The following is a 15,867-nucleotide window of genomic DNA, read 5'->3' on the forward strand; positions in this document are numbered from 1 at the left end:
CACAGATGCTGCGCAAGAATGATCTCGCGACGCTTGCCTTGTTCGGAGCGGTGGGCCCCTTTTTGGGAATGATCTACGTCGGCCTGCCAAAGGCCGGCCTTTCGAGCTTGATCATGCCGCTGTTATTCATCCCGCTACTTGCCCTTGCCGGATTCAAGGGCCTGGGTGCCTTTGTGGTCTTGATGGTCATCCCGGCGGTGGTCAGCGGCGGGGCAGTGGTACTTGCAAGAAATTTGAGGGTCAGGGGCTTTGCCGTCGCGGCGGGCGTCCTCGCAGGCGCTGCGGCCAACGTGGTGGCTCACCTTCTTGTCGTTAGTCGATTGCCGGATCGCGGGTGGATCATGACGGGCGCGATGGTCAGCTTGACGCTGGCGCTTCTGGATTGCCTGCTTCGGAGAAGGTACGACGCCACAGCGCCCACCTAAGCCTTGGCGACGATCTGCGCCCATTCGGCTTCTGTCGCCACGCGAATGCCGAGCTCCTCCGCCTTCTTGAGCTTTGATCCAGCGCCTGGTCCCGCCACCACCAAGTCGGTCTTCGCGCTGACCGAACCCGCCGCACGCGCACCCAACCGTTCCGCCTGCGCCTTTGCCTCGTCACGGCTCATCGTCTCCAGGCTGCCGGTGAAGACGATGGTCTTGCCGGTCCATTCGGTCTGCTTCGCCTGCGACTGGAATGGCTGCGGGCGGACTTCGGAAAGGAGGTCGTCGAGCGCGGTGCGGTTATGCTCCTCGTGAAAGAAGTCGACCAAGGCTTCGGCGACGATCGGCCCAACACCCTCGACGCTCGCTAACTCGGCCTGCCCGTTCTCGCCAGTTGCGGCATCACGAAGCGCCTCTACCGTGCCGAAGCAGCGGAGCAGATCCTTAGCGGTGACGATGCCGATGTGGCGGATGCCAAGGCCGAATAGAAAACGCGCGGGATCAGGGGCTCGCTTCGCCTCAATAGCGGCGAGAAGATTGTCGACGCTCTTTTCCTTCCACCCCTCGCGCCCGAGCAGGTCGGCGCGATGCTGCGACAAGCGAAAGATGTCGGCCGGCGAGTGAAGCCACCCAAGCTCGCTGAATTCGGCAATGGTCTTCTCGCCTAACCCTTCGATATCCAGCGCGCCGCGCGACACGAAATGTCGCAAGCGCTCGAACCGCTGCGCCGGGCAGATGAGCCCGCCGGTGCAGCGGACGTCGACTTCGCCTTCCTCCGCTACTGCCTCGCTGCCGCACTGCGGGCATTCGCTTGGGAAGACATAGGCCTCGCGCGATTCGCCACGGGTCAGGTTCTCGACCACTTGTGGGATGACGTCGCCGGCGCGCTGTATCCGCACCCGGTCGCCAGTTCGAAGACCAAGCCGCGCGATCTCGTCGCGGTTGTGAAGGGTCACGTTGGACACCATCACGCCGCCGACGCCGACCGGCTTCAGGCGTCCGACCGGCGTCAGCTTGCCGGTTCGGCCGACCTGGATGTCGATTGCCTCCAGTGTCGTTTCCGCTTTCTCCGCCGGAAATTTGTGTGCCAGCCCCCATCGGGGAGCCCGCGCCACCTGGCCGAGCCGCTCCTGCCAGTCGAGCCGGTCGACCTTGTAGACCACACCGTCGATGTCGAAGGGCAGATCGGCTCGCGCATGTTCGATGGCGGCATAATGGGCAAGCAGGGCGTCGATCGTATCTACCCGCACCAGCATGTCAGAGACGGGCAGGCCGAAGCCCGCGATCCGGCGCATGGCTTCGAACTGCGACTCGCTCAGCGGCGCCGAAAGCTCGCCCCAGCCGTGCGCGAGGAAACGCAATGGCCGCGCCGCCGTGTTGCCTGGGTCCTTCTGCCGAAGGGACCCAGCGGCGGCGTTGCGCGGATTGGCGAAGATCTTGCCGCCGCTCGCTTCCTGCCGCTGGTTCAGGGCGGCAAAGTCCGCCTTCGACATGTACACCTCGCCGCGCACTTCGAGCACATCCGGTGCGCCAGGGATTGCCTGCGGAATGTCGGAGATGGTGCGGACATTGGCGGTTACGTCTTCGCCGACGCTGCCGTCGCCCCGCGTGGCAGCAAGCACAAGGTGCCCGGCTTCATAACGCAGGGAGCAGGATAGGCCGTCGATCTTCGGCTCGGCGGTCAGCGCGACGATCTCGTCGTCGGGCAGGCTCAGGAATCGCCGGACTCGCCGGACGAACTCCTGCACCTCCTCATCACCGAAGGCATTCTCAAGGCTGAGCATCGGTCGTGCGTGTGCGACCTTGGCCAGCGCGGTCGAGGGAGTCGCCCCAAGCCGCTGCGAGGGACTGTCCTTCCGCACCAATTGCGGGAATTGTTCCTCCAGCGCCCGGTTCTCCCGAACCAGCGCGTCATAGTCAGCATCGCTGATCTCAGGCGCGTCCTGATCATGGTAGAGGCGGTCGTGGCGGGCGATCTCCCTCGCCAGCCGCATCAGCCGGTTGGCGGCTTCGGCCTCGGTCGGTTCAGGCATCGCCCCAGAGCTCTTCCAGAAAGTTCACGAACGCCGTCCAGGCGCGGTCGGCGGAGACCGGCTGATGCTGGATCCCGGGCATAGCCCCGGTTGCCTTGGGATTGGTGAAGGCGTGACCCGTGTGGCCATAGGCATGGATCTGCCAATCCGCCCCGGCCTCGGTCAGCTCATGGCCTAGCGCCACGACTTTGTCGGGTGTCACCAACGGATCGTCCCAGCCGTGGAAGGCGATGACCTTCGCTGAGATGGGTTGCGGCGCCATTCCAGGCGGATCGAACAAGCCATGGAAACTGGCCGCACCCGCAATGTCGGCGCCGCTGCGCGCAAGGTCGAGAGCGCACATGCCGCCGAAGCAGTAGCCCGCGACCGCGATCCGCGTCCCATCGATTTCCGGCAAAGTCCGCGCCTGCTCCAGCACCGCAACTACGATCCGACGGAGCACCGCCCGGTCGCCCCTCAGGCGGTTCATCTCCTCGGCCATCACCTCGCGTGGGGCGCCGCGGAAGCTCTTGCCGAACACGTCCGCCACCAAGGCGGTGTAGCCCAGGTGCACGAGCTCGCGGCCGAAACCAATCTCCAGGTCAGACACACCCATGACGGTCGGGAACAGGATCACGCCCGGCCGTTTTTGCCGGTCGCGCCTCGGCACCAACACATGTTCGAAGAGCTGGTCTTCGAACTTTTGTTCGACGGCGCTTTCGGCGCTCATTCCATTTCCCTCAGCATGGCCGCCATCTTGGCGACGCTATTCATGTTGCGCGCCGTCCCACCCTTGGCTGCTGGCAACTTCATCTTCGATCGCGCCATTCCGCTCGGGTAAGCCACGTAGATCTCGCGCCTGCCCAGCGCGAGCAATTCATCTTCAACGTTGGTAACACCTGCAAGCGCGTCTTGTGCAGGTGCTTGCTCGAGGAAGATCGCGAGCACCTTGCTGCCCGGATGGTCGGCGAACGGATTGTCGCGGGAGACCTGCGCCATTTCTGCCGCGGAGCGGATCAGTGCCGGAACCTCCGCCTTAATATGGTCGCCGATCGCAGCGGATAGTCGCGCCGCCAACTCTGCCTCGCTGTCCTTGCTCGTGAACAGCAGGTTGCCGCTGGCGATGAAGGTCCGGGGTGATCCCAGCCCGAGTTCAACCGCGATGTCCTTCAGCTCGCGCATGATCAACTTGCGGCCACCAACGTTCACCGCCCTCAGCAGCGCGACAAATGCGGTCATGCCGCGTCCAGCAGACGACCGGCTTGAGCGCGCGCCTCATCAGTCACCAACGCGCCCGACAGCATCCGCGCGATCTCTTCCCGGCGTTCATCGCTTCCAAGCTTCCGTACACGGGTACGGACGCCCTCGCCTGCATCGCATTTCTCGATCCGGTAATGGTACGCCGCCCGCGCCGCCACCTGCGGACTGTGAGTCACGACCAGCACCTGCGCATCCTCCGCAAGTCGCGCGAGCCGCTCGCCGATCGCGCTTGCCACCGCGCCGCCGACGCCGCGATCGATTTCGTCGAAAATCATGGTCGCGGCGCTTCCCGCCTCCGCCAGTGCCACCTTGAGCGCCAGGATGAAGCGCGACAGTTCGCCGCCGCTGGCGATCTTGGTCAGGGGTCCGAATGGCGCGCCGGGGTTGGTCGATACCTGGAACTCCACCCGGTCCGCACCGCCCGCTCCGTCTTCGGCTGCCGCAATCGCGGTGTGAAAGCGCGCAGCGTCCAACTTGAGCGGCTTGAGCTCCTCGCACACTGCCGCGTCGAGCCGCGCCGCCGCTTGACTGCGGGCTTGCGTAAGCTCGACGGCGAGCGCCTTGTACCGCGCTTTTGCGTCCTCAAGCGCCTGTTCCAGACTGCCGATCCGCTCGCCACCCTGCTCGATCGCCGCCAGTTGCTCGCACATCCGGGTCCCCAACTCGGCAAGCGAGTCCGGCTCAACGCGATGCTTGCGGGCGAGCGCGCGAATGTCGAACAGCCGCGCTTCAATCGTCTCCAGCCGAGCGGGGTCGAAGGCGAGCGCCTCGGCCGCACGTGCAAGCTTGTCCTCGGCCTCGGCACCTTCGATCAGCGCGCGGTCAAGGGCGGCAAGCGCATCGGCAAGCAACGGGTGATCCGCTGCCCCGCGCTCGATCCGTCGCGCGGCTAGACGTAGCTGGGCCAGTGCGCCGTCAGACCCGCCAAGCAGTTCGTCGAGGCCGCTCAGCGACTCACCGGCTTTCAGCCCAGCCTGCATCGATGCCCTCTGCTCGGCCAGTTCGGCCTCCTCGCCCGGCTGAGGTGCAAGCGCATCGATCTCGGCGCAGGCGTGGGTCAGATAGTCGCGGTCCCGCTCCGCGGTTTCAGACTGCGCCCGCGCACCGGCGAGTTCACCCTCAATCCGTGTCAGTTCCGCCCATGCCGATGCGACCGGCGCCGTATCGATGCGTCCGAAGGCATCCAGCAGGTCACGGTGGCCGCGCGGATTGAGAAGACCGCGGTCGTCATGTTGCCCGTGTACCTCCACCGCCAGCGTTCCGATGTCGCGAAGCACGGATGCGGGCACCGAGGAACCGCCGAGGAAGGCGCGGCTTCCGCCATCGGCCTTCAACGTTCGCCGGATTACCAGAGGTTCGCCAGCGTCCAAGTCGACCCCCTGATCTTCCAACGCAACAAGCGCGGGATGGCCGGCGTCCAGCGCGATTTCCGCCGATACGCTGGCCTGCTCCTGCCCGCTGCGTACCAGGCCGCTATCAGCGCGCGCGCCGAGAGCAAGCCCAAGCGCATCGAGAAGGATCGACTTGCCGGCACCGGTCTCGCCGGTCAGGGCGCACAGCCCAGGCTCGAACTCCAGCTCCAGCCGATCGACCAGAACCACGTCCCGAATGGCGAGCTGCCGGATCATTCAGCGGCCCGGCGGTCGATCACCCCTGCGTTGCGGCCTGCGGGCTGTGCCGCGCGATCAGCTCGTACGCGTGCTTGTAATAAGGACTGGACGGGTAATTGCGGCCGAGCACCGCCGCCGTCTTGTGCGCCTCTTCGGGGATGCCGAGGGCGAGATAGGACTCAACCAGACGCTCCAGCGCCTCGGGCGTGTGGCTGCTGGTCTGATACTTGTCGACCACGTTGCGGAAGCGGGCCACGGACGCCAGCCAGTTGCCCGACCGCTGGTAGAAGCGGCCGACCTCCATCTCCTTGCCCGCGAGATGGTCGTTGATGAGATCGAGCTTGAGCCGGGCATCGGCGGCGTAGCGGCTTTGCGGGTACCGGCGGATCAGCTCGCCGAACGCGTCCAGTGCCTGCTGCGTCGTGCTTTGGTCCCGGGTAACGTCCGGGATCTGCTGATAATAGCTCATCGCGATGAGGTAATGGGCGTAAGGCGCCTCGCGATTGCCCGGATGGATGGTGACGAAGCGTTGCGCCGAGCTCACCGCCTCCGGATATTTGGAGGCGAGATAGTAGCTGAAGGCGCTCATCAGCTGGGCACGGCGGGCCCAGGCTGAATAGGGATGCTGCCGCTCCACCTCGTCGAACAGCTTCGCCGCAACCTCATAGTCGCGCTGGTCGAGCTTCTGCTTGGCGGCCGCGTAGAGTGTGTTCACGTCGCGTGCGATGTAGTTCGTATCCGTCGTCGCCTTGTTGCGGGCGCAACCGGACAGCGGAAGGGCGACGGCGCACGCCATGATGATGGCGGCATTACGGGTCAGCTTGGACATATGGTCCTCATTAGCGTCGGCAATGATGATGGCCAAGCGGCGATGGCGGGGCCAAGCTGATAATCTGCTGAACGGCTCAAGCCCGTGCCGTCGCGCCCTCTTCATTGTCGTCGGTCCGAAGGAAGCTGTCAGGCTTCACTCCCAGCCACACCAGCACCGGCGAGGAGATGTAAATGGACGAATAAGTCCCAATGAAGATGCCAAGGAAGATGGCGATGGTGAGCCCCTGAATGACGTCCGGCCCTATCAACATCAGCACGCCGAGCGCGAGCAGGATCGATAGGGAGGTCACCATTGTCCGGGATAAGGTTTCGTTGAGCGAGAGGTTGAGCAGGGGCACGATCGCCATCTTGCGATACTTCCGCAGATTCTCGCGGATGCGGTCGTAGATCACCACCGTGTCGTTCAGCGAATAGCCGACAATGGTCAGGATCGCGGCAACGACGTTGAGGTCGACCTGAAGCCCGGTAATCGAGAAGAAGCCCAGCGTCATCGCCACGTCGTGGAACAGCGTCACGAGCGCGCCCACGCCGAACTGCCATTCGAAGCGGAACCAGATGTAGATGGCGATGCCGAGCATGGCGAGCGCAATGGCGAGGGCGCCGTCGCGGGCGAGTTCCTCTGAGACCTTTCCCGAAACCGTCTCGACCGCATCGACGCGGGCGCCAGGATATTGCTGCTCCAGCATGCCGCGCACCTTGCTGGCGACGAGATTGGCCGCTGCTTCCCCGCCTTCGGGGCGCGGCAGCCGGATCTGATAGCTGCGCGGGCCGCCAAATTCCTGAATGCTGGCCTCACCGACGCCCAGCTGTTCCACGCGGTTACGCAGCTGATCAACCTGGACGGGCTGGGCGAACGTGGTTCGCACCATCTGCCCGCCGACGAAATCGACGCCAAGGTTCAGGCCTTTGACGCCGACGGTGACCAGGCTCGCAACCGTGGCGATGATCGACAGCACAAGCGCGATGTTCCGCCAGCGCATGAAGTCGATGTTGGTGTTGTCGGGGACGAGTTTCAAAAGCCGCATGGGAAGCGTCCTAGATGTGCAGTTCGCGCGGCCGCTTGCGGCGGACCCAGATCGCCACCAGCATTCGCGTGAAATTGACCGCCGTGAACACCGAGGTGACGATCCCGATCATCAGCACCACGGCAAAGCCGCGCACCGGACCAGAGCCGAAATACCACATCAGCGCGGCGGCGATGACGTTGGTGATGTTGGCGTCAAAAATGGCGGTCGATGCTTCCTTGTAGCCGGTCTCGATCGAATCAAGCACGCGCCGGCCGCGCCGTTGTTCTTCGCGGATGCGCTCGTTGATCAGCACGTTGGCATCCACCGCAGCGCCGATGGTAAGCACGAAGCCGGCGATGCCGGGCAGAGTCAGGGCCGAGCCGAAGACAGCCAGTCCGGCGAGGATCAGGATGGCGTTCACGATCAGGCCGAGCGTCGCATAGACCCCGAACCGGCCATACGTGACCAGCATGAACAGGATCACCGCGAAAGTCGCGACGATGCTGGCAATCGCGCCCTTGCGGATCGAGTCCTTGCCGAGTTCGGGACCGACGGTGCGTTCTTCGATGACGTTCAGCTTCACGGGCAGCCGGCCGCTGGAGAGCGCAATGGCAAGCTGATTGGCGGACTCGACCGTGAAATTACCCGTGATCTGTCCCTGCCCGCCAAGAATGGCCGACTGGATATTCGGCGCCGACAGCACCTTGCTGTCGAGAATGATCGCGAAGGGCTTGCCGATATTCTCCTGAGTCACCCGGCCGAAGCGCTTGGCGCCGGCCGTGTCGAAGGTGAAGGAGATGGCCGGGTTACCATTCTCGTCGAAGCTCTGCTTCGCACTGGTGAGGTTTTCGCCGTCGACGATGGTCCGCCGCTTGACGGCCATACAGGCGGTCGGCTGATCCACCATCGGCAGCGCTTCGCTTCCGGCGGGCGCGCGGCACTGAGCAACCAGCGCCGGGTCGGCGTCAAGGTCGACCAGTTTGAATTCGAGACGTGCGGTCTGCCCGATCAGCGCCTTGAGCGCTTCCGGGTTCTCGACGCCCGGCACCTGGACCAGGATGCGCCTTTCGCCCTGGTTGATGACCGTGACTTCCTTCGTCCCCTGCGGGTCGATGCGGCGCCGGACGATGTCCCGGGCGCTGGTCATGGTGTTGCGCAATTCGGTGCGCGAGCCGTCCGCGGTGGGGGTCATCACCACACGCGTTGTGTCGATCACCTGCACGTCCCAGTCCCGGGTGCCGGTGAGGCCGACCGGTCGGGTGACGGTGCGCATGCGTTCGACCGCATCATCCACCTGACGCGGATCGCGCACCATGAAGGTCAACCTGCCACCGGAGGTCGATACGTCGCCGATCTCGATCCGCGGATCACGGCGCATTTCCGTCTGCACCGTCTCCTCCATCCGGGCCAGACGCTGCTTGGCAAACCCTTGGAGGTCGGCCTCGAGAAGGAGATGGCTGCCGCCGGCAAGGTCGAGACCGAGGTTGATCTTCGCACTCGGCAGCCAGGTAGGATATTTGCTGGCAAGCGTCGTTCCCGCAATCAGGCTGGGAAGCGCGAGCAATAGGCCTACGAGGATCGAGAGCGATACCGCCCAGACCTTCCAACGAGGGAAATCGAGCATCGCTTAAGCGCCTCAGTCGTTCGCCGGCTTGGCCGACCGAGTCAGCACCTGGCTGAGCGTCGACTTGACCACGCGGACACGAGTGCCGGGCGCAATCTCCACCTCGGCTTCATCATCCGTCACACGCGTAATCCGGCCCTTGATCCCGCCGGCGGTGACCACCTCGTCCCCCTTCTTCACTGCCGCGATGGTCGCCTGCTGCTCCTTGATGCGGCGCTGCTGGGGGCGGATCATGAGGAAATAGAAGATCACGAAGATCAGGATCAGCGGAAAGAAGCTGACAAATGCCGCGGCAGGACCACCCGCCGACGTGCTGGTCATCAAAAGGCTCGTGTTGGACATGTTACGGAGATCAATCCCTCATGGGCGGATGGTCGGGGCGACTGGATTCGAACCAGCGACCCCCACACCCCCAGTGTGATGCGCTACCAGGCTGCGCTACGCCCCGACCGCCGCCTTCCGGAGACCGAAAGGACGGTGACGGGCATCTAGTCGCGGGCGGTGCGCAACGCAAGGCGCTTCGACCCGCCCGCCGCTAGAGCACATAGCGGCTGAGATCGGTGTTGCGGGCGATCCCCGACAATTGCTGGTCGACGAAGGCCGCATCGATGCGCAACGTCTCGCCGCGACGGTCCTCCGCTTCGAAGCTGATGTCTTCCAACAGCTTTTCCATCACGGTCTGGAGCCGCCGCGCGCCAATGTTCTCAACCGCATCATTGACACCGGCCGCCGTGCGAGCGAGCGCGGCGATGCCGTCTTCGGCGAACTCGATCGTCACGCCCTCAGTGCCGAGCAGCGCCTGATATTGCTTCGTCAGACTGGCCCGCGTCGACGACAGGATGCGGATGAAATCCTCTTCCGTCAGCGCCTTCAACTCGACCCGGATCGGCAGGCGTCCTTGCAGCTCGGGCAAGAGGTCTGACGGCTTGGCGACGTGGAACGCGCCGCTGGCGATAAACAGGATGTGATCAGTCTTCAGCGGGCCATACTTGGTCGCGACCGTCGTGCCCTCAATCAGCGGCAGGAGATCGCGTTGCACGCCCTCGCGACTGACCGACCCGCCGCGCACATCGCTAACGGCGATCTTGTCGATCTCGTCGAGAAAGACGATCCCGTTCGCTTCCGCATCCGCAAGCGCGGCGCGGTTGACGTCGTCAGGATCGAGCCTCTTGTCGGCCTCTTCTTCCGTCAGCCGCGCGAAGGCTTCAGGCACCTTGAGCTTGCGGCGCTTGCGCGGACCATTGCCGCCAAGCTTGCCCATCATCGACTTCAAGTCGAACACCTGCGCGCCCATGCCCGGGATCTCGAACGGCATCGCCGGCGCCTCGTCGACCTCAATCTCCACCTCGGCGCTGTTCAGGCTTCCATCCTGGAAGCGCTGGCGGAAGCTGGCGCGCGTCGCCTCGCTCGACCCCTTGCCGGTCAGCGCATCGAGCAGTTTCTCCATTGCGGCATCCTCCGCCGCGGAGCGCACCGCATTGCGCCGCCGCTCGCGCTCAAGCCGCACCGCCTCTTCGACCAGGTCGCGCGCGATCTGCTCGACGTCGCGGCCGACATAGCCGACTTCCGTGAATTTGGTGGCCTCGACCTTCACGAACGGCGCGTCGGCGAGCTTCGCCAGCCGGCGGCTGATCTCCGTCTTGCCGCACCCTGTCGGTCCAATCATCAGGATGTTCTTGGGCGTCACTTCGTCGCGCAAGTCCGGCCCGAGTTGCTGCCGCCGCCAGCGGTTGCGGAGCGCCACGGCCACCGCCCGCTTCGCCTCATTCTGTCCAATGATGTGGTCGTCCAAGGCAGCAACGATCGCCTTGGGAGTGAGTTTGTCGTTCATATTTGTCCTGAGTTAAGCGCCGACCGTTTCGACGGTCATCCGGTCGTTGGTGAAGACGCAGACCTCGGCGGCGATCGCCATCGCCCGGCGCGCAAGGACCTCCGGGTCGGCTTCATAGTCCGCAAGCGCTCGCGCCGCCGCGAGCGCATAATTGCCGCCCGACCCGATCGCGGCGATCCCGCCCTCCGGCTCCAGCACGTCGCCGTTACCGGTCAGGATCAGCATCGTCTCCGCGTCCGCGACGATCATCATCGCCTCGAGATTGCGGAGATACTTGTCGGTCCGCCAATCCTTGGCCAGCTCCACCGCAGCGCGCATCAGCTGGCCACGATATTGCTCGAGTTTGCGCTCCAGCCGCTCGAACAGGGTGAACGCATCGGCGGTCGCGCCGGCAAAGCCGCCGATGACCTTTCCGTCAGCGCCGAGCCTGCGGACCTTCTTTGCGTTCGGTTTTATCACCGTGTTGCCCAGGCTGACCTGACCGTCGCCGGCGATCACCGTGCGCCCGTTCTTCTTCACCCCGAGGATCGTCGTTCCGTGCCAGCTTTCCAATGCCCGCTCCTTCGGCCAATCACTTGGGAAGCCTGCCCGGTGGCGACAAGTCCGCGCCTTCCTCGTGCAAGCTAGGTTCAGCTTTCTCTCGGCAGAGGAATGGTTCGCGACGAGGGAGGATGCACTGCTTGAACCGCTGCTGATCTTGCTCTCCGCCCAGGCGGCGCAGTCGGGACCGGTCGTTCCCCCTGCACCCTCGGCGAAAGCGACGGCTCAAGGTTCGGAGACGTGCAGCAACGAGTTGCCCACCGAACCGGGCGAGATCGTGGTCTGCGCGGTGAAACCGGACGGTTACCGCATCAACCCCGACGTCCTCGCGGCAAAGCGGGCGATCAAGAATGGCCGGCGCCCCAAGAAGCCGGAGCGCTTTGCCGACAAAAGCTGCGAGACGATTGGCCCGATGGGCTGCCGCGGCACCCCTACCATCGATCTGGTGGGCGCCGCTCTCGCGGCAGCGACCATGGCCCAAAAGGCGGCCAATGGGGAGAGTGTCGGCAAGATGTTCGTCACCGACCCGCAGCCGACCGAGTATGAGCTGTACCTCGAGGCCAAGCAGGAGCGGGAAGACAAAGAAGCGGCCGCCGCCATCAAGGCGGAGCAATCCAGGACCGCCCAGCGCGAGCACAAATAAGTCGTCGGCCCACCACGTGCGCTCGGTGGATTTCTGTCGCTGCTGCCCTACAGCGGCTCGCCATGAACGAGGTCACCGAAGCTCCAAGCCCGTCGCGTTCCTCTCACTCGACACGGGCGATGGCGCTTCTGCTCGTCGCCTACATATTCAACTTCGTCGATCGCAACATCATCGGCGTTCTCGCCGTTCCGATCCGCACCGAGTTTCAACTCAGCGACACGGCGCTCAGCACCCTCGGGGTTGCGTTCGGTATCTTCTATGCCTTGCTTGCAATCCCCATCGCATGGGCGGCCGATCGCAAGAACCGCGTGACGATCATCTCCGCGGCCGTGACAATATGGAGCCTGTTCACTGCCGCCGGCGGACTGGTGAACAGCTTTGCGCAGCTGATCGTTGCCCGGATGGGGGTGGCGGCTGGGGAAGCCGGCGGCATCGCTCCCTCTTATTCGCTCATCTCCGACTATTTCCCGCGCCACCAGCGCGCTCGGGCGATCGCCTTCTTCTCGCTCGGCATTCCGATCGGGTCTGCGCTCGGCATCTTTTGCGGCGGCTGGCTCGCGTCGCATCTTTCATGGCGGACAGCCTTCCTGATTGTCGGATTGGCTGGCCTACCCGCCGCGATTGCCATCAGGCTTTGGGTCCCCGAGCCGGTGCGTGGCGGAATGGACCCGGTGCCTTCAGCAGGCCCGCATTATCGCCGCAGTTCGTGGCAAATGCTTGCGAAACCGGCATTGTGGCTGCTCTCTTTCGGCGCTGCCCTGGGCTCGATCCCCGGCTACGGCCTGATCTTCTGGCTTCCCAGCTTCTTCAACCGCAGCTTCGGGCTCCCGCTGGATCAGGTGGGCTGGTTCTACGGGTCAGTCGTGCTCGTCGGCGGCATCCTCGGGACTTGGGTGGGTGGCGTCATCGGCGATCGCCTTGGTCCCGACCGGCCCGGCGCCTATGCGCTCATCCCCGCGCTATGCTTCCTTCTTGCCGTTCCAATCTTCGCGGCCGGTCTGTTCAGTCCCAACCTTCCCGTTGCGTGGCTGCTCTTCACCTTTGGCCAGATGCTCACCCTGGCATGGCTCGGGCCCGTAGTCACCGCCGTCCAGCACCTCGTCCCGCCGAGCCTCCGCGCCACCACGTCGGCGACCTTCCTCTTCATCAACAATCTCATCGGAATCGCCTTTGGCATCTTCGTCCTGGGCTTCATGTCGGATCGGATGAAGGCCGCCCATGGCGACGATGCGCTGCGCTACTCGATCCTTTACGGGCTGGCCTTCTACCTGCTGAGCTCCTTGCTATACTTCATCGCCGCCAGGCGATTGCCGCGGGACTGGTATGGAGCAAGGGAATCCGGCTGCCGACCATCAAACAAGCGTGCTAGCTTTTGGCGATGCCCACTAATCCGCAGAGCTCACAGCCCCGAGGCGCGCTTTCGCGAGAACAAGCCTGAAGAGCTACGCCCCGACCCAAGGTTAGGGCCTGCGTTAGAACCGCGCTCCAATTCGGAATCCAATGGTTCGCGGACGTCCCGGGAGCACTCGTGTCTGCGTGCAAATGCTGCAGGCGACAAAGCGCGCAAGCTCGTTACGCTCGTCAAACAGATTGGTCGCAAACAGCTCTGCGGTAAATCTGCTCCAATCATAGCCGATGAAGGCGTCCACCAATGTCGATGAGGACAGCCGGCCGAGATAATCGTTGGGATTATCTCCTGCGCCGGTTCGGTCCTGGCGAATATCTGTACTCGCCGACCCCTTGTAGGTGACACTCCCCTGCACATGCGCCTTGCCGGCACCGAGATCCCAGGCGTAGCGCGCGGTGGCGTTGGCCTTGAACCGGGGGGTGATCGGCAGGCGTGTTCCCGACGGCGTTACTGTGTAACTGGTGGAGCAATCGTCATCGTCGAGAATACTTTGGCATATGTTGCCCTTCGTTTTGGCACTGGTCAGCGACGCGGCGGCATTGAGCGTCAGGCCACCCGCCACATAGCCGACATCCGTTTCGATGCCGTTGATCTTGGCGTCACGGCCGTTCTGAATAACCGTAAGGCTATTCTCGCCGAGGAAGCTGAACTGAAACTTCTTCCAAATCTGGTGATAGACTGCACCATTCCAACGCAGCGGCCCGAGCCGCGTCTTCCAGCCCAGCTCGAAGTTCGTGATGTAATCAGGATCATAGGCCGGCGCGCTCGGCTGCCGATTGATCCCGCCGGGACGAAAGCCGCGGGACCATGTGCCATAGAACATCAGGTCCTCCGCGGGCTTGTACTGCAAGTTCAGCCGGTGGGTGAAACCATTCCCCTTGCTTCGCCGAGGCACCGCCTTGCCGGCGACGACATTGCCGACGTTGGTGCAAGGTGTTCCGGCTACGCCCCCGATGCGAGAGGCGAGTCCTCATCCTCGATGAGCTGCAAGCCGTTGACCGTCAGACAGCGCCGAGCGCCCGAGCTGCCGCCGGCACCATTCGGCGGCTCGGCAAAGGTGTCCTCATCGAACCCAGGATTGCGGCCGAAGCCGGCAAAACCGAATAGGCTGTTGTCATATTTGAACAGGCGCCCGCCGGCGGTCAGCGTTAGCTGAGGCGTGACATCCACGCTTGCTTCACCAAACAATGCGTAATCCTTGTCCTTCCGGTTCTGCAGAGTAAGCCAAAGTGTTTCGGGCCATCCATTGACGGATAGGTCCGGGGCCAGATTATCGACGATGTAATTTTGGAAAATATGGTTGGTCTGGCGCTGGTAGAAGGCGCCGATGAGAGCTCGGAATGGCCAGTCCTGCGGGGTCGAAATCCGCACTTCGTGGCTCATCTTCTTGAAGTTGTCGGTGGCCACGATGTACTGGCGCGGGTCGATCGTGTTTCCAGCCGCGTCCTGGTAGTAGAAGTAGTTGGCAAGCCCGCCGACGCTCTCATAGTAGCTGTCGTAGGCATCGGCATAATCGGTGTAGTCGCTGACCGAGTAGGTCGGCCGCTTCATGTAAGCACCGGCATAGGTGAGATCGAAGTTCGAGATCTTGCCTTCGATCGTCAGCGCCGCCTGCGTGAACTTGTCCTTGCGCACCTCATCGCGAAACCTGTCGATGTTGAGGTCGCCAAGCTCCGGGTCAAACCCATAGAAGCCGTCGCTTTTGCTGTTCTGATGCATGACCGTCGGCGTGACGGTCCAATTGTCGTCCAGGTCGATCTTGAGCGCAGCGCGCCCGCCATAGACACGCGTGTCGTTGAAGTTCTTGCCCGTGAACCCGTCATTGTTGACCGTTATGCCGTTGCGAACGCAACCATCGATGTCGCCGTTGCCGTCGAACGTCGGATCACCGCAGTAGGTGCGGCTTCCCGCAACACCATCAATGAAGCCCGCATCGCGCTTGTAAAAGCCGACTGCACGCAAGGCGATGTTGCTTGCGACCGGCAAGTTGATCATGCCCTCCAGGCTGCCGCCCATTCCGCCGTGCGCAACCCTGTTCAGCTCCGCATCGACCCGGCCGGACGTTATGCCCAGTTCCGGCTTGTTGGTGATGATGCGAATGGTGCCGGCCTGGCTGCTGGCGCCGTACAAGGTGCCCTGCGGACCTGCGAGACTCTCGATCCGGGCGATGTCGTAGATGTGAACGTCCAGCGCGCCGCCGATTGTGGTGACGGGCTGTTCATCCAGATAGGTGCCGACGGATGGGAGGGATCCCGAATGGTTGCCGTCACCGCCGGTTGCAACGCCGCGCATGTAGATAACGGTGCCGCCGCTCTGAGACGCCTGGAAGCTGACGGACGGAAGCTGTTTGGTGTAATCTTCGAAGTTGGAGATGTTCAGCTGGTCGAGGCGCCTCGTGCCGATCGCCTGGATGCTAACGGGCACATCCTGGAGGTTCTCTTCGCGCTTCTGCGCGGTAACGACGATCTCCGTACTATCGGGAACTTGCCCGTCATTTGCGGTCTGCTCGGAAGGCGTTTCGCCAGTAACGTTTGTGGCGTTCGTGGCGGGAGCTGGAGAGTCGCCAGTCGACTGAGCCCAACCGGGTGCCCCGATTGACGTGGAGGCCAGCAGACCCAAGGTCAAAGAGCGGATCGTCCCAGTCATGAAGCCCCCTTCGCGTGATTGCCCGCATTGCGT

At 63.6% G+C, this 15,867-nt stretch carries 14 protein-coding genes, 1 tRNA gene and 1 pseudogene; 3 read left to right on the top strand and 13 right to left on the bottom strand.

All coding sequences use genetic code 11. The features are described 5' to 3' along the window. Positions 1–5: 5 nt before the first annotated feature. Positions 6–425: a hypothetical protein gene (locus G7077_RS05350; protein WP_166410812.1), complete on the top strand. Its 420-nt coding sequence runs from the start codon at positions 6–8 to the stop codon at positions 423–425. Here G7077_RS05350 and ligA read toward each other — a convergent pair. The 11 genes from ligA to hslV form a co-directional block, all read right to left on the bottom strand. Continuing rightward, complete coding sequence (gene ligA / locus G7077_RS05355) at positions 422–2,455, bottom strand: NAD-dependent DNA ligase LigA (RefSeq protein ID WP_166410813.1); 2,034 nt, start codon at positions 2,453–2,455, stop codon at positions 422–424. The genes G7077_RS05350 and ligA overlap by 4 nt on opposite strands. After that, positions 2,448–3,164 carry a dienelactone hydrolase family protein gene (locus G7077_RS05360; protein ID WP_166410814.1) on the bottom strand — a complete coding sequence of 239 codons (717 nt, stop codon included), beginning with the start codon at positions 3,162–3,164 and terminating at the stop codon, positions 2,448–2,450. The genes ligA and G7077_RS05360 overlap by 8 nt, the downstream gene beginning before the upstream one ends. Further along, entirely contained in the window at positions 3,161–3,673 is a 513-nt protein-coding gene (locus G7077_RS05365; protein ID WP_166410815.1) for a DUF1697 domain-containing protein, read from the bottom strand. Before G7077_RS05365 ends, G7077_RS05360 begins: the two co-directional genes overlap by 4 nt. Continuing rightward, positions 3,670–5,322: a DNA repair protein RecN gene (recN, locus tag G7077_RS05370; protein ID WP_166410816.1), complete on the bottom strand. Its 1,653-nt coding sequence runs from the start codon at positions 5,320–5,322 to the stop codon at positions 3,670–3,672. Before recN ends, G7077_RS05365 begins: the two co-directional genes overlap by 4 nt. Before the next feature lie 19 nt (positions 5,323–5,341). Continuing rightward, positions 5,342–6,133 (bottom strand): outer membrane protein assembly factor BamD, encoded by a 792-nt coding sequence (locus tag G7077_RS05375; protein WP_166410817.1) that lies wholly within the window; start codon positions 6,131–6,133, stop codon positions 5,342–5,344. A gap of 76 nt (positions 6,134–6,209) precedes the next feature. Further along, positions 6,210–7,160, bottom strand: a complete 951-nt coding sequence (gene secF, locus G7077_RS05380; RefSeq protein ID WP_166410818.1) for a protein translocase subunit SecF — start codon at positions 7,158–7,160, stop codon at positions 6,210–6,212. Positions 7,161–7,170: 10 nt separating this feature from the next. Further along, a complete protein-coding gene (gene secD / locus G7077_RS05385) occupies positions 7,171–8,766 on the bottom strand; it encodes a protein translocase subunit SecD (RefSeq protein ID WP_166410819.1) in 1,596 nt (531 codons plus the stop codon). Between the two features lie 12 nt (positions 8,767–8,778). Continuing rightward, the gene (gene yajC, locus G7077_RS05390; protein WP_246167409.1) at positions 8,779–9,087 is read right to left on the bottom strand and encodes a preprotein translocase subunit YajC; all 309 of its coding nucleotides are present in this window, start codon (positions 9,085–9,087) and stop codon (positions 8,779–8,781) included. 50 nt (positions 9,088–9,137) lie between these two features. Next, positions 9,138–9,214, bottom strand: a tRNA-Pro gene (locus tag G7077_RS05395). A gap of 87 nt (positions 9,215–9,301) precedes the next feature. Continuing rightward, positions 9,302–10,597 (bottom strand): ATP-dependent protease ATPase subunit HslU, encoded by a 1,296-nt coding sequence (gene hslU, locus G7077_RS05400; RefSeq protein ID WP_166410821.1) that lies wholly within the window; start codon positions 10,595–10,597, stop codon positions 9,302–9,304. 12 nt (positions 10,598–10,609) lie between these two features. After that, entirely contained in the window at positions 10,610–11,149 is a 540-nt protein-coding gene (hslV, locus tag G7077_RS05405; RefSeq protein WP_166410822.1) for an ATP-dependent protease subunit HslV, read from the bottom strand. A 64-nt stretch (positions 11,150–11,213) separates the two neighbouring features. On the opposite strand from hslV, the gene G7077_RS05410 reads away from it, so the two are divergent. Next, positions 11,214–11,780, top strand: coding sequence for a hypothetical protein (locus G7077_RS05410; RefSeq protein ID WP_166410823.1), 567 nt, complete (start codon positions 11,214–11,216; stop codon positions 11,778–11,780). A gap of 119 nt (positions 11,781–11,899) precedes the next feature. Continuing rightward, positions 11,900–12,895, top strand: a pseudogene (locus G7077_RS05415) (spinster family MFS transporter); the annotation flags it as partial. A gap of 357 nt (positions 12,896–13,252) precedes the next feature. On the opposite strand, the gene G7077_RS14090 reads toward G7077_RS05415, so the two are convergent. Together G7077_RS14090 and G7077_RS05420 are read right to left on the bottom strand one after the other, a co-directional pair. Then, positions 13,253–14,083 carry a TonB-dependent receptor domain-containing protein gene (locus tag G7077_RS14090; RefSeq protein WP_246167411.1) on the bottom strand — a complete coding sequence of 277 codons (831 nt, stop codon included), beginning with the start codon at positions 14,081–14,083 and terminating at the stop codon, positions 13,253–13,255. Positions 14,084–14,130: 47 nt separating this feature from the next. Further along, positions 14,131–15,834: a TonB-dependent receptor gene (locus G7077_RS05420; RefSeq protein WP_246167413.1), complete on the bottom strand. Its 1,704-nt coding sequence runs from the start codon at positions 15,832–15,834 to the stop codon at positions 14,131–14,133. Positions 15,835–15,867: the final 33 nt, after the last annotated feature.

The sequence above is a fragment of the Sphingomonas piscis genome (assembly GCF_011300455.1).
GTDB classification, from domain to species: Bacteria; Pseudomonadota; Alphaproteobacteria; order Sphingomonadales; family Sphingomonadaceae; genus Sphingomicrobium; species Sphingomicrobium piscis.

Excerpts from the sequence above, each read along its gene's own strand:
- G7077_RS05375 (WP_166410817.1), bottom strand. The coding sequence starts at position 6,133 with ATGTCCAAGCTGACCCGTAATGCCGCCATCATCATGGCGTGCGCCGTC.
- hslU (WP_166410821.1), bottom strand. The coding sequence starts at position 10,597 with ATGAACGACAAACTCACTCCCAAGGCGATCGTTGCTGCCTTGGACGAC.
- secF (WP_166410818.1), bottom strand. The coding sequence starts at position 7,160 with ATGCGGCTTTTGAAACTCGTCCCCGACAACACCAACATCGACTTCATG.
- secD (WP_166410819.1), bottom strand. The coding sequence starts at position 8,766 with ATGCTCGATTTCCCTCGTTGGAAGGTCTGGGCGGTATCGCTCTCGATC.
- recN (WP_166410816.1), bottom strand. The coding sequence starts at position 5,322 with ATGATCCGGCAGCTCGCCATTCGGGACGTGGTTCTGGTCGATCGGCTG.
- yajC (WP_246167409.1), bottom strand. The coding sequence starts at position 9,087 with ATGACCAGCACGTCGGCGGGTGGTCCTGCCGCGGCATTTGTCAGCTTC.
- G7077_RS05360 (WP_166410814.1), bottom strand. The coding sequence starts at position 3,164 with ATGAGCGCCGAAAGCGCCGTCGAACAAAAGTTCGAAGACCAGCTCTTC.
- ligA (WP_166410813.1), bottom strand. The coding sequence starts at position 2,455 with ATGCCTGAACCGACCGAGGCCGAAGCCGCCAACCGGCTGATGCGGCTG.
- G7077_RS05365 (WP_166410815.1), bottom strand. The coding sequence starts at position 3,673 with ATGACCGCATTTGTCGCGCTGCTGAGGGCGGTGAACGTTGGTGGCCGC.
- G7077_RS05420 (WP_246167413.1), bottom strand. The coding sequence starts at position 15,834 with ATGACTGGGACGATCCGCTCTTTGACCTTGGGTCTGCTGGCCTCCACG.
- G7077_RS05350 (WP_166410812.1), top strand. The coding sequence starts at position 6 with ATGCTGCGCAAGAATGATCTCGCGACGCTTGCCTTGTTCGGAGCGGTG.